Annotated in this window: 13 protein-coding genes; 5 read left to right on the top strand and 8 right to left on the bottom strand. The window is 42.3% G+C overall.

The annotated features are described in order from the left end of the window. The first annotated feature begins 180 nt into the window (after window positions 1–180). The gene (locus tag ACRHOZ_RS09765) at window positions 181–603 is read left to right on the top strand and encodes a hypothetical protein (RefSeq protein WP_431125137.1); all 423 of its coding nucleotides are present in this window, start codon (window positions 181–183) and stop codon (window positions 601–603) included. Window positions 604–606: 3 nt separating this feature from the next. On the opposite strand, the gene gldD is transcribed toward ACRHOZ_RS09765, so the two are convergent. From gldD to mutY, 4 genes are all read right to left on the bottom strand, one after another. Next, on the bottom strand, window positions 607–1,161 hold the full coding sequence (gene gldD / locus ACRHOZ_RS09760; protein ID WP_431125135.1) for a gliding motility lipoprotein GldD: 555 nt from the start codon (window positions 1,159–1,161) through the stop codon (window positions 607–609). Then, window positions 1,151–2,428, bottom strand: coding sequence for a gliding motility-associated protein GldE (locus tag ACRHOZ_RS09755; protein ID WP_431125133.1), 1,278 nt, complete (start codon window positions 2,426–2,428; stop codon window positions 1,151–1,153). The genes gldD and ACRHOZ_RS09755 overlap by 11 nt, the downstream gene beginning before the upstream one ends. A gap of 74 nt (window positions 2,429–2,502) precedes the next feature. After that, the gene (locus ACRHOZ_RS09750) at window positions 2,503–2,979 is read right to left on the bottom strand and encodes a single-stranded DNA-binding protein (RefSeq protein WP_431125131.1); all 477 of its coding nucleotides are present in this window, start codon (window positions 2,977–2,979) and stop codon (window positions 2,503–2,505) included. 23 nt (window positions 2,980–3,002) lie between these two features. Further along, the gene (gene mutY / locus ACRHOZ_RS09745) at window positions 3,003–4,037 is read right to left on the bottom strand and encodes an A/G-specific adenine glycosylase (protein WP_431125129.1); all 1,035 of its coding nucleotides are present in this window, start codon (window positions 4,035–4,037) and stop codon (window positions 3,003–3,005) included. A gap of 122 nt (window positions 4,038–4,159) precedes the next feature. Here mutY and ACRHOZ_RS09740 point away from each other — a divergent pair, with 122 nt between their 5' ends. The 4 genes from ACRHOZ_RS09740 (at window position 4,160) to ACRHOZ_RS09725 (ending at window position 9,199) form a co-directional block, all read left to right on the top strand. Next, entirely contained in the window at window positions 4,160–4,450 is a 291-nt protein-coding gene (locus tag ACRHOZ_RS09740) for an HU family DNA-binding protein (protein ID WP_036380395.1), read from the top strand. 250 nt (window positions 4,451–4,700) lie between these two features. Continuing rightward, complete coding sequence (locus ACRHOZ_RS09735; RefSeq protein ID WP_431125126.1) at window positions 4,701–6,248, top strand: Rne/Rng family ribonuclease; 1,548 nt, start codon at window positions 4,701–4,703, stop codon at window positions 6,246–6,248. A gap of 87 nt (window positions 6,249–6,335) precedes the next feature. Further along, window positions 6,336–8,690, top strand: coding sequence for a glycogen debranching protein (locus ACRHOZ_RS09730; RefSeq protein ID WP_431125124.1), 2,355 nt, complete (start codon window positions 6,336–6,338; stop codon window positions 8,688–8,690). 5 nt (window positions 8,691–8,695) lie between these two features. Beyond that, window positions 8,696–9,199 carry a regulatory protein RecX gene (locus ACRHOZ_RS09725; protein WP_431125122.1) on the top strand — a complete coding sequence of 168 codons (504 nt, stop codon included), beginning with the start codon at window positions 8,696–8,698 and terminating at the stop codon, window positions 9,197–9,199. A 7-nt stretch (window positions 9,200–9,206) separates the two neighbouring features. Here ACRHOZ_RS09725 and ACRHOZ_RS09720 read toward each other — a convergent pair whose 3' ends face one another. The 4 genes from ACRHOZ_RS09720 to ACRHOZ_RS09705 all read right to left on the bottom strand — a co-directional run bounded on the left by ACRHOZ_RS09720 (window position 9,207) and on the right by ACRHOZ_RS09705 (window position 13,375). Further along, window positions 9,207–10,076, bottom strand: a complete 870-nt coding sequence (locus tag ACRHOZ_RS09720; RefSeq protein WP_431125120.1) for a cupin-like domain-containing protein — start codon at window positions 10,074–10,076, stop codon at window positions 9,207–9,209. A 60-nt stretch (window positions 10,077–10,136) separates the two neighbouring features. Beyond that, window positions 10,137–11,237, bottom strand: a complete 1,101-nt coding sequence (bioB, locus tag ACRHOZ_RS09715) for a biotin synthase BioB (RefSeq protein WP_431125118.1) — start codon at window positions 11,235–11,237, stop codon at window positions 10,137–10,139. 121 nt (window positions 11,238–11,358) lie between these two features. After that, complete coding sequence (locus ACRHOZ_RS09710; protein WP_431125116.1) at window positions 11,359–12,792, bottom strand: flotillin family protein; 1,434 nt, start codon at window positions 12,790–12,792, stop codon at window positions 11,359–11,361. Between the two features lie 4 nt (window positions 12,793–12,796). Then, complete coding sequence (locus tag ACRHOZ_RS09705) at window positions 12,797–13,375, bottom strand: hypothetical protein (protein ID WP_420401132.1); 579 nt, start codon at window positions 13,373–13,375, stop codon at window positions 12,797–12,799. Between the last annotated feature and the right edge of the window lie 22 nt (window positions 13,376–13,397).

Raw genomic sequence — 13,397 nt, 5'->3', positions numbered from 1 at the left:
AGACCACTCCTAAGCCCAAAATCATTCTTGAGTTTGTGTACTAAAATTCCCGTTTATTCCCACAGACAATCTTTTAAAGGATATCTGCCATGATTTTTGCATTTTAAGATAATCTGTCATCTTGAGCCAGCGAAGTTTCCATATTTTTACATCAAGAATTTTTAGAAAAAAAAGACATAAATGAAAAAACATATTTTCTTGGCAACACTAGCATTGTTATTGATCGTTGCCTGCAAATCAGATAAAAAAAGTGAAGATGGAGTTACGCAAATGGATCAGGTTATGGCCATCCATGATGAGGTGATGCCCAAAATGAGCACCTTAGGGAAATTGGTCGGAGAGCTAAAATCCAAAGTGGATACCACAGAAACAGGCAAAGCCTATGAAGCCGCAATGCGAGATCTTCAAGCCTCCCACAACTCCATGATGGATTGGATGAAGGGATTTGGGGACCGTTTCAATTCCGATGAAATTCTGAACGGCAAGGAACTCACGGAGCAAAAACAAAAGTGGTTGCATGAGGAGGAAGTCAAAGTAAAGGCGCTGAAGGAGCAGATCAACACCAGTATCGCCAAGGCTGAAGAGCTTTTAAAAAAGGAATAGGGACTATTTCCAACGGAGCGTTTCCATAATTCTTCGGATATCCTGTTGCAGATATACCGCTGCAGGAAGTATGGAGTCGTAGTTGGGTTTGGCGTAAAAATACAGGGAACCCGTTACAAAATGGTTGGTGCTGTCCGTCACATAAAATTGTGATTGGGAAGCTGCGTTCCCGCTTACCTCATAGAACATCCCGTACACTTTATCTTCTGGGTTTATAAAAGGCTGTTCCACGATATTGTCCGCCTTTACCACATGCTCATAAGATAGTTTTTGGGCGTCCGTAAGCAAGGTCTTTAAGTTGTCCTGAACAGGTTTGTAAGTTATGTATACAGAACCATTCATCACAGGATAATCCAAAACCAAGGAACAGTCTTTATTTTCTTTGATAACCGACAAGGTATTTTGGTCAAAAGTATAGTGGCAATCGTTGGATGATGGGCCATAGGATGCCTCAGGATATGCAAGGCGCAACATGGCATTGGGTTTGGGCAAAACATCATCCTTGCAGCCTATCAATAGTGAAAACACAACCAAAAAAACCAGCCAATTATGCTTCATGGGGGAGTGTAACTTTTATACGTTTCAATCTTTTCTTATCCAGGCTTTCCACCAAAAATTGGTAGTTCTTGAACCATACTTTCTCTCCTCTTTTTGGGAAACTTCCCGACATCTCCAGCACAAATCCTGCTATGGTCTCCGATTCTCCTTTTTGGTTTTCAAAATCCTCTTCATCCTCAATCTTGACCACCCTATAAAAATCCTTTAGGGTTGTTTTTCCATCAAAGACATAATTGAAATCGTCCAATTTGGAAAAAATCAGGTCCTCATCATCAAATTCATCACTGATATCCCCCACAATTTCCTCAATGATGTCTTCCAAGGTCACAATTCCAGATGTTCCACCATATTCATCAACCACAACCGCCAAATGGTTCTTTTTATCCTGAAATTCCAATAAAAGATCATCCAGTTTTTTGTTCTCCGGAACAAAATAGGGGTCCCGAATCAAGGACATCCAGTTAAAACTCTTCCTATCAATGTAGGGAAGAAGGTCCTTCACATACAAAACGCCCAATACGTTGTCCATATTTTCCGAAAATACCGGAATCCGTGAATACCCATTTTTCTTGATTTCTTCAAGCACTTCAGGGAATTTCATCTCCTCATTTAGGGCAAAAATGTCAATTCGAGGGCGCATAACCTGCTTGGTATCGGTGTTTCCAAAGGTCACAATACCTTCTAAAATCTTTTGTTCCTCCTTGGTAGTATCCCCTTCCGAAGCCAGCTCCAATGCTTGCGATAAATGATCTACACTGAGGTTGGATTTTTCCCTTCCCAATTTTTCCTGCAGGTAACCTGTAGCGGAACTCATTGGGGCGCTAAAAGGGGTAAATAGGGTGTTCAAAATGCGGATTGGAACCGACATGAACTGGGAAAATTGAACACGATTGCGATTGGCATAGATTTTTGGGAGAATTTCCCCAAACATCAAAATCAGAAAAGTGGCCACAATCACTTCCAAAAGAAAGCGCACCGAAACCACCCCAAACAACACCTGGTTAACATTGGAAAATATGGTATTGCCAATGGAACTAAATAGAAGCACAATCCCAATGTTAATGGCATTGTTGGTAATGAGGATGGTGGCCAAAAGTTTTTTGGGCCTATTCAATAAACGAACAATCAGTTTGTCCCTGGAACTGTCCGATTCCCCCATTTCATTCAAATCTGTTTGTGAGAGTCCAAACAGGGCCACTTCTGCACCGGAAATAAGTGCAGAACATATCAGCAGAAACAACAGTACAATCACTTTCGCGGTGAACATACCATTAAAGATAGTCAAGAAAAACGCCAAACAATAGGGCTCGGGATCCAATTTCTACAGGTTTATGCTAAAAGTTAGAACGGCAGATCGTCATCCTGATCCGTTTCTTCGGCTGGAGCAGGCTCCACCGATTTCATTGGCGCTGTTTGTGGTGCCATCTGCGGATTTTGCTGGGCGTTCTCCAAGCCTGCCTGTCCGGTAGGCAGGCTTTCCTTTTTGGTGGACAAAAAGGTAAAGTCCTGTACGTGCACCTCAGTAGTGTATCGGGTATTTCCATCTTCTCCTTGCCATTGCCTGTTTTTCAATCTGCCTTCCACATAGACTTTATCCCCTTTGCTCAAGTACTTTTCGCAAATTTCGGCCGCCTTGTTTCGTACTACAATGTTGTGCCAATCCGTATTGGTGACTTTTTCACCAGTAGTGCGGTTGGTGTAGGTTTCATTGGTAGCCAACGGGAAGCGTCCTACGCATCCCCCGCCTTCAAAATAATGGACTTTTACTTCGTCTCCCAAATGCCCGATCAGCATCACTTTATTTAATGTTCCGCTCATAACTCTTTAATTGATCAAAAGTACTAAATTTTAAATGTCTTTATAAAGTCTGCCAACAAAACCGGTACTGGATAATTGTGGACTTTCTTCCATGGGATTCCCTCGGAATTCAGTTCGTCCGTTTCCAAAATCCAAAATCGGGTATGCAAATGCTGGTGTGATAATTTATGGACTATGGGTTCCTTATTGTACAAGACAACTGTATTGACAGCATCCTTCAATTTCCCATTCAGGATTTGGGTCAATTCTTTGTGCTCAATCAAATCCTCGGTTTCCAATAATGGAAATTGATACAGGTTTTGCCAAATGCCTTTCCCCTGGCGTTGTTCCAAGATTGTTCTTTTATTCCCGTCCAAATAAACCAAGTAATTAAAATAGCGTTGCCTTACTTTGGTCTTGTTTATTTTGATTGGCAATTGGAATACCCTGTTTTCTTTTAGAGCCACGCAACTTTCATTCAGCGGGCAACCCTCACAATCAGGATTCTTGGGAGCACATTGCATGGCTCCAAACTCCATGATGCCCTGATTATAATCCCGAATGTTCTTGACATCCATGACTTCCCGGGCCAAATCTTTAAAGTATTTGACTCCCTGGGTGCTGTTGATGGGCAAATCCACTCCAAAATAGCGGGATAAAACCCTGTACACATTGCCATCCACCACAGGTTCGGGAATATCAAAACAAATGGAAGCTATGGCGCTAGCCGTATAATCCCCTACTCCTTTTAGGGCTTTTAATCCGTTGTAAGTGTCTGGAAAATTGCCCTTATGGTCATCCACAACCATCTTGGCCGTGGCATGAAGATTTCGAGCTCTGGAATAGTAGCCCAATCCTTGCCACAACTTTAACACTTTTTCCTCCGAAGCATTCGCCAGGTCATGAACAGTGGGAAAATTTTCCAAAAATTTATGATAGTACGGCATGCCCTGGGCCACCCTGGTCTGTTGCAGCATAATCTCCGAAATCCAGATTTTATAGGGGTCCACGGTAGATCTCCACGGTAGATCACGCTTGTGGATTTGATACCAATCCAAAATTTTTTGGGAAAAAGACATGCTCGGAAATAATAAGGGTTAAAAGTAGCAGTTTATATACTTAAAATTAAAGGGTTTAAATGAAAGATTAATTTTAATTTTTATATTTGCAAGCCTAAAAAATTAGAAAACAGTAATACGAAATGACGAAAGCAGATATTGTAACTAGAATCTCAGAAAAACTAGGTATAGAAAAAGGAGACGTACAAGCAACAGTGGAATCTTTTATGGAGGAGGTAAAATCGTCCTTGGAGAATGGAGATAATGTTTATTTAAGAGGTTTTGGAAGCTTTATCATCAAGACCAGAGCGGAAAAAACAGGTAGAAACATTTCAAAGAACACTACCATCAAAATTCCTGCCCACAATATTCCTGCCTTCAAACCTGCAAAGGTTTTTGTGGAAGGCGTAAAGAGCAACGTTCAAGTAAAATAAGATAACTAACACAAAAGGAAGAACCATATGCCAAGTGGTAAAAAAAGAAAAAGACATAAGGTAGCTACCCATAAGCGCAAGAAGCGTAGAAGAGCTAACCGACACAAGAAAAAGTAGTTGTTGCAACTACTTTTTCATTTTACACCCATACGTTCTTTGACATAGAGATTCAGAAAAAGAATTTCAATCGGTACAAACCGATTCTACATATTGTTTAATCATCCGCCACGGCGGATAAAAATCGATTCAGGTGAATAGAGAATTAATCGTTAGATCTAGTCCTGATGCAGTCGATTTTGCCTTGTTAAAGGATGGAAAACTTATTGAATTACATAAGGATGAGGATGACAACAACTTTTCTGTTGGTGACATTTTCCTGGCTAAAATCAGAAAGCCGGTCACTGGCTTAAATGCGGCCTTTGTAAACGTGGGTTATGAAAAAGATGCGTTCCTGCACTATCATGACCTTGGACCGCAACTGTCCTCCATGCTTAAATTCATTAAGAAGATTAGAACGGGAAAGCTAAAAGACTATTCCCTCAAAGATTTTCCATTTGAAAAAGATATAGACAAAAATGGCAGTATTAACGATGTTATTAAGGCCAATCAGTCATTATTGGTACAAATTGTAAAAGAACCCATTTCCACCAAAGGACCTCGAATCAGCTCCGAGCTTTCCCTAGCCGGGCGCTATTTGGTCATGGTACCATTTTCCGACCGGGTTTCCGTGTCGCAAAAAATTGGGACCAAGGAAGAAAAGGATAGGCTTATCCGACTTGTAAAGAGTATTAAGCCCAAAGGATTTGGAGTTATTATTCGTACCGTTGCAGAAGGCAAGAAAGTTGCAGAACTAGACAAAGATCTTCAGAATCTGTTGTCCAAATGGACAAACATGTGCAAGAGATTGCAGCGAGCGCCGCATCCGTCAAAAGTATTGATAGAGCTCAATAGGGCCTCATCCATTCTCAGGGATGTATTCAATGATTCCTTTACGGGAATCCATGTTGATGATGAGACGCTCCACAATCAAATCAAGGATTATTTGCACGAAATCGCACCTCAAAAAGAATCCATTGTAAAGTATTATTCCGGTTCGGCCCCAATTTTTGAAAAATTTGGGATAGAACGACAGATCAAGACTTCTTTTGGTCGTACCGCCTCAATGAGTAGGGGCGCCTATCTTGTTATAGAACATACCGAAGCGCTTCACGTAATTGATGTGAACAGTGGTAACCGTTCCAACAAGGCCAAGAACCAAGAAGACACTGCCCTAGAGGTAAACCTATTGGCCGCCACAGAAATTGCGCGGCAATTACGCCTTAGGGATATGGGAGGAATAATTGTAGTGGATTTTATTGATATGACCAAGGGTGATCACAGAAGAAAACTGTTTGATCATCTAAGGGAGGAAATGAAGGATGACCGTGCCAAGCACAAAATTCTACCTCCCAGTAAATTTGGTCTGGTCCAAATCACCCGACAAAGGGTACGGCCAGAGGTCAATATCAAAACCAGTGAGGAAAACCCCAATGGATCTGGCACCGAAGTAGAAGCTCCCATTGTTTTGATCGACAAAATTAATGTTGATCTGGAGCGGATCATGAAAGGTAAGTTCAAGGATAATGGTATTATCCTGAACACCCATCCTTTCATTGCTGCCTACCTTAACCAAGGATTCCCATCTCAACGTTTCAAATGGTTTTTGGAACACAAAAAATGGGTTAAGATCCAACCAAGGGATGCGTACACATACCTTGAGTATCGTTTTAAAGATAAAGACGGTAAAACAATTAGATAACAAAAAGCGACTTCAGCAATGGGGTCGCTTTTTTTGTTTTAAGGGTTTCGGAACAATATGGTATTTTTGAAATATAACCTGCATCCTATGAAAACTGTAGCCTTCCTTCTTGGAACATTCCTTTTTTTAGGCTGTTCCAACCCAACACAAAATTCTCTTTCCGAAATTCTAGCGGAGTCACCCTCAATTAAGGGGAAAAAGGAATATTTGGAATCTCCATTTGTAACCGCAGGCAACAGAGTCTATATGGTGGGCCATCAAGATGGAAGCTTCCCTGATTTAGGTTGGCATATTAAAGGGGAAATGGGAGGGATTTGGAACCATCCCATCAAACTAATGGATGGCTTTGACGGAAAGCTCATCATAGAAAATGACACCCTAACGCTGAATCAAGCATCAGAATTTGTCAACTACCCATTTGCCAATCTGCACGTTTTTGAATGGCCATCAAAAGACATCGAAGTGGAAAGATGGCAATTTGTCCCGGACAATATGCAGGGACTGGTAATCCAATACGTCTTTAGAAATAACACGGAAAGCAAACAGAAATCGTCCTTTCAATTCATTGGACATACGGACTTAAGACCTACATGGTTGGGGGAAAAGACCCAAATGATCGATGCCAAGGACTCCTCTAGTTTTGAACCTGGGCAATGGGTTCTGCAGGATAATGATAATCCTTGGTTTAATATTTTTGGATCTGACCAAATCCCAACAGCCCACGAATCCCTGGATGGAAAAGGAAATGGAAGTTCCAACGTATTGACCTATTCTGTAGAATTGGATGGTAAATCTTCCGCTGCTATAAATTTTGTTGTTTCTGGGTCTTATACTTCAAAAGAAGATGCACAAAACACTTTTACGGCTATACAGAAGGATTTCATTTCTATGGCTTTGGCTAAAAAAGAACGCTACAAGCAACTGGCCTTACAAACCAAACTTACCATCCCCGATAAACAGTTGGAGCAAACTTTTGAATGGCTCAAATACAACTGTGATTGGCTGGTTAGAACCGTTCCCGAAATAGGGACAGGAATCGGGGCGGGGATACCCGATTATCCGTGGTGGTTTGGGGTGGATAGTGAATATGCCTTAAAAGGATACATGGCCATAGGTCAGGATAAGATAGTGGAAGAAACCATCAAATTATTGGATAGCGTTTCCATGGCTGTTAACGGAAATGGAAAGATTCTTCACGAAATGTCCACCAACGGCTTTGTCTTTAATCCAGGAAACATCAATGAGACACCTCAGTTTGCATCCTTAATTTGGGAAATTTACACCTGGAATGGAGACAAGAAATTCCTGGAGAAGTACTTCCCCACCATACAGAAGGGTCTTGACTGGCTGCTTGAGGAAAACGATAGCAACAAAAATCTTTTCCCTGACGGCTTCGGAATGATGGAAATTCATGGTTTGAACAGCGAAATGATCGATGTAGCCGCTTACACCCAAAGAGCTTTTGATGATGCCGCCAAAATTGCCTCTGAATTAGGCAAAGAAGATGTGGTCAAGGAATACACGGAATTGGCCCTTCAACTCAAAGAAAAAATCAACAAAGAACTTTGGTCCGAAGATTTTGGATCATATGCCGATTTTTTAGGAACCGATGAACAAGCCATTCATCTCATCGAAGATGCCATTATCCGTGCCGATACCCTGAACAAACCCTGGGCCATTGAGGAGCTTGAAGCTACCAAGGAACAAATTCTTAAAAATCCATCTGCAGACCTAAGGCCTTTTGTACTCCATCATAATTGGGTGGTAAACACCCCCATGGAAATGGGCATAGCCGATTCGGCCAAAGCCATAACCGCCTTGGATACGGCAAAAAAGTTTACCAATCCCTTTGGGGTATTTGTTACTGGGATAGACCGTGACGATTCAGCAGGCAAGGATTTTGGATCGTTTCAAGGCAGCAAGGTGTTTTCCTATACAGGAGCGGTGATGACCTTGCCCACTGGAGTGCAGGCCATTGCCGAGAACAACTATGGAAGACCCGATGAGGCCTTGGACTATCTGGAACGAATGACCAGAACCTTCAGTTACGCCCTCCCAGGAAGCATCTACGAAGTTTCGCCCGACTATGGGATGATGACCCAGGCCTGGAACATCTATTCCTATGCCATTCCCATTGTGCAGCAATTCTTTGGAATTCTGCCCATGGCCAATCAAAAAAGAGTGGTCATAAGACCCCAAATGCCTACGGAGTGGGATGAAGGTGCTTCATTGGAAAATGTAAAAATTGCCAACAACGTAATTTCCATTCATTACACAGGTGATACCATAGAAATACAGCAAACCAATCCGGAATGGGAAATCCAATTGGAGTTGGATAAAGGGAGCTACCTTATAACTGAAGGGGAAGCCTCCACTACAGAAAGCAATCAGTATTCCGTGTTTACCGCAAGCGGAAACAAATTGGTTGTAACCAGAGAATAGGATATATGCCCTTCCCAAATCCATCCCATAAGCACATTTCCGTGCAGGAAGCATTACGAAAAATGGAACATTACTGTGCCTATCAAGATCGTTGTCATAAGGAAGTGGTTGACAAGCTCAAAGGCATGCGTATGATTCCCCAGGCCATTGACACCATTATGGCCCACTTGATCCAGGAAAACTATTTAAATGAAGAACGCTTTGCCAAGAGTTTTGCCCGTGGAAAATTCAATATCAAAAAATGGGGTAAAAATAGGATTGTCAATGAGCTAAAAACGCGACAGATTTCAAGGTTCAATATCAAAAGTGCCCTAAAAGAAATTGATGAGGAAGATTATAGGGTTGCGCTGGATGAACTTGCCAAAAAAAGATGGGAGCAAGTGCAGGAACCCAATATTCAAAAGAAAAAGAAAAAAACGGCAGACTACCTATTGTATCGAGGGTGGGAAAGTCATTTGGTGTATGAAAAGCTGATGGAGCTCGTGCATCGGGACAATCCTGGAATATGATACTTCCTTACTTTGGAAATACTACACTATGGGTCCGGGCAACGGCCCTCTCATTTTTCCAATCAATCCATTTTTGACCTTTTAGCCTACGCATCAAATTGTCAAAATGCCTCATGAACATGATATTGTAAACCGCCTTGCCAAAGTTTCTGGGTCTGCGGGCAATGGCACGAAGACTCATAGAAAATCCAGGAGTAATGTATTTCATGTGGTGCCAATACCCTTCGGGTATATATAGCACATTGCCATGCTCCAAATGGGCAATATGGCCTTTGGCATGCTTTAATGCCGGCCACTTTTCCAAATCTGGGTTTGCAAAATCTATATCCTCCCGGGTAATCAATGAATGAGGAATCTTGTACAAAAACTTGGTCTCTGATTGCGAAAAAAGGATGCACTGTTTTTTTCCCTCAAAATGAAAGTGAAAAATGTTCGCCAAATCAATATCGTAGTGCATGAAGGTATGGGAGTCGCTCCCTCCAAAAAAGAGCATGGGGAGACCCTTCATCAGGCGTAATCCAAAATCAGGATATTTAAAATCCTTTTGAAGTTCAGGTACTTCCTTTAAGACATTCCATAAAAAAATCCGATACTTGGTAGGCTCTTTCTTTAGAAGATCAATGTAATCGGCCATCTTCATTTTCGCATGGGGCTCGTTGAATCCTTCATCATGCTTAACGGGCCTATCGTCATAGAGCGGAACCGTTTTCTCTCCGGCGATTTCCTTGATATAATCCAAGTTCCATTTGGAATGTGCTGGCCAATCCTCAATGAATTGTTCTACAACCACCGGCTTTTGTGGTCGGAAGTATTTGCGAAGAAATTCCTTTTTGGTAAGGGTCTTTTCGCGAGGAATTTGGTCAAGGTTAAGCTCCAAAATTTCAATGATTTTGAAACAACTAAATTAAGAAAAGGTTTTTAATGTTGTTACGAAGTTTTATTCTTTGGAAACCAATTTTCCTTTTTGCTTAGCCTCTTCATTCCGCTCAATGGTATGCCCAGGGCGGGACCATTTGGGTTTTTCCCCTTTGGACTCAAATTGGGAATCCTGAGCTTCCACGGTTTTGGGTTGGGAAATTTTGGTAAAGGGTTTCTGCGGATTCAAGCCCAAAAGTTTGAACATTTCCATGTCCTCGTTCACGTCCGGATTGGGTGTAGTAAGCAATTTATCTCCTGCAAAAATAGAGTTGGCTCCTGCAAAAAAGCACATGGCCTGTCCTTCCCTACTCATATCGGTTCGCCCTGCGGACAACCTAACCTGGGTTTCGGGCATTACAATTCTGGTGGTAGCCACCATGCGAATCATTTCCCAGATGGAAATAGGCTCAATATCTTCCATTGGCGTACCTTCCACTGCAACCAAGGCATTTATTGGAACAGATTCCGGCTGTGGATTCAACGAAGCCAATGCCACAAGCATTCCTGCCCGATCTTCCAAGGCTTCACCCATCCCAATAATTCCGCCACTGCACACAGTTACATTGCTCTTGCGCACGTTGTCTATGGTATCCAAACGGTCTTGGAAAGCCCTAGTGGAAATCACATCCTTATAATAATCCTCTGAAGTATCCAGATTGTGGTTGTAGGCGTACAGTCCAGCTTCAGCCAATCTTTTGGCCTGATTTTCCGTTAACATGCCCAAAGTACAGCAGACTTCCATATCCAGTTTGTTGATGGTTCGTACCATCTCCAATACTTGGTCAAACTCAGGGCCATCCTTCACGTTTCTCCAAGCCGCACCCATGCAAACCCTGGAGCTTCCAGATTGCTTGGCACGAAGCGCTTGGGCCTTTACTTGCTGCACACTCATCAAATCGTTCCCTTCAATATCGGTATGATATCTGGCGGCCTGTGGGCAATACCCGCAATCCTCAGGACATCCACCGGTCTTAATTGATAATAAGGTTGAAACCTGTACGGTATTTGGATCATGATGTTGTCTGTGGATGGTAGCTGCGTCGTACAACAATTCCATAAGGGGTTTGTTGTACACCTTAAGAATCTCTTCCTTGGTCCAGTCGTGTCTTGGTGCAATCATGGGTTGAGTATAATTCAGGGTCAAAAATAGCCCATATTCCTTTAAACGTACAATGATATGGCGTTAAAAAGAAAAAGGCCATGACAAAAGTCATGACCTCATTATTCAAAAAATCAAGTTGTTATTCTGATTTTTTAGAGTCCTTGGGCTTATTGCCAGTGCCTTTGTCCACAGTAGGTCCAGGAATCTCTTTTCCTTTCAAATACTCAGGCAATTGCATCCCTGCCATGTTGAACATTTCCTGTAAGGGTGGAACCGATTTGTACATTCCCGAAATAAAGTTGGCCGTGGAATTCTTGCCATCTTCGGTCTTGCCTCCAGAATCCCAAACCGTAACCTTATCAATTTTGATGTTTTTAATTGCCTCGGCCTGCTTCTCCACCAATTCTGGGAGTTTATCCGCAATTAACAGCAATACAGCATCTTTAGGGTCATTTCCGGCAGCTTTTACAATCTTGTCCAAACCTTCTGCCTGCTTGGTCAAGACCTCAAAAATACCTTTGGCTTCCGCTTCTGCTTTAAAGAGAATGGCATCTGCCTCACCTTTGGCTTTCCGGCGGATCATTTCAGCTTCAGCTTCGGCATCAATCTCTACTTTTTGCTTGTCTATTTCTGCTGGAACCACGATATCTGCCATTTGAGAGCTTCTTTCCCTTTCCGCCCTAGCTATTTCCGCATCCTTTTCAGCGGCATACGATTCCTCCAGTGCTTTTGCAGCTTGAACTTTTTCTGCAGCGATTGCCGTACGTTCTGCTTCGGCCTCCCGCTGTCTACGTAAAGAATCGGAATTGGCAATATCGATTTTTGCGACATTTTCCCCTTCTACAGCTTTTGCATTGGCAGCAGCAACTTGAGTTCGCTCATCTTGCACCGCATTGGCCTCCCCAATGGAACCATCCCTATTCTTTTCAGCAACGGACTTTCTTGCGGCGTTGATGGCATGTGCTGCAGCCTCTTTACCAAGGGCTTCAATATAGCCAGATTCGTCTACGATATCCGTGATGTTTACATTGATCAATTTCAGACCAACTTTCTTCAATTCAGACTCCACACTTTGAGAAATATTGGACAAGAACTTATCCCTATCCGAGTTGATTTCCTCAATATCCATGGAAGCCACAACCAGACGCAGTTGACCAAAAATGATTTCCTTGGCCAAATCCTGAACTTCCTGCATGCCCAAGCCCAAAAGTCGTTCAGCAGCATTCTGCATAATTCCAGGCTCGGTAGATATACCAATAGTAAATCTGGAAGGTACGTTAACCCTAATATTTTGTCTACTCAGGGCGTTGGTAAGGTCAACTTCAATTGAAATTGGGGTCAGATCCAAAAATTCGTAGTCCTGAATCACGGGCCAGATAAAGGCTGCGCCACCATGGATACATTTGGCTGAATTGCCAGATCCAACTTTTCCATAGACCACCAAAATTCGGTCAGAAGGACACCTTTTGTACCTCCGGATAAAAGAAATGATAATAATAAAGGCAAATAAAATGGCAAAGCCAATGCCTAAGAGCGAAGCTCCTCCGCCCAGCTGTAAGGGTAATAATAGCATATGGTTATTTATTTAGGAGTTTAACAATCAATATTCCGTTATCGGTAACTTCTTTTACTTGGACCACATTACCTTGGGTCAGGTCCATGTCCTCATCCGTCAAGGCTTGTAATTCGCGCAAGGTTCCCTGCACATTTATGCTCACTTTGCCAATACTTGAGCGATTGGCACCAATGGTCAAGTAAACTTCCCCAATTTGATTTAGGGCATTTTTCAATTTTAGGGTCCCGCTGCTCTGCATTTTGCTGAGGTAATAAAACAGGGAAGCCATGAGCAACATCATAAGCAAACCACAAACCACGGAAATAATAATGGTAGTGCCTGTTGAAAGTCCATTTTCAATGCAAGAGATTCCAGACCAACCAAAAATGGTAAAAAAGCCCACCAAATTTTTAAAGGAAAGGAATTGAAACCCGATACCACCATCACCATCAATATCTGCATCTATATCACCACTAACATCATCAATATCCCCACCTACAAAGGTCAAAATCATTAAGATGAGCAGTACTACCGAACCCGCAAGTGCAGTTATCCAATAGACTTTTTCAAAAAGGGTGAGCGCGGTAAACCATTCTTCCATAATCAATAGTTTTAGGTTGTTT

This window comes from Flagellimonas flava (assembly GCF_050617915.1).
Lineage (GTDB): Bacteria > Bacteroidota > Bacteroidia > Flavobacteriales > Flavobacteriaceae > Flagellimonas > Flagellimonas flava_A.
Note: the sequence above shows the minus strand (reverse complement) of the source record. Positions and strands in the feature narration are given on the sequence as shown.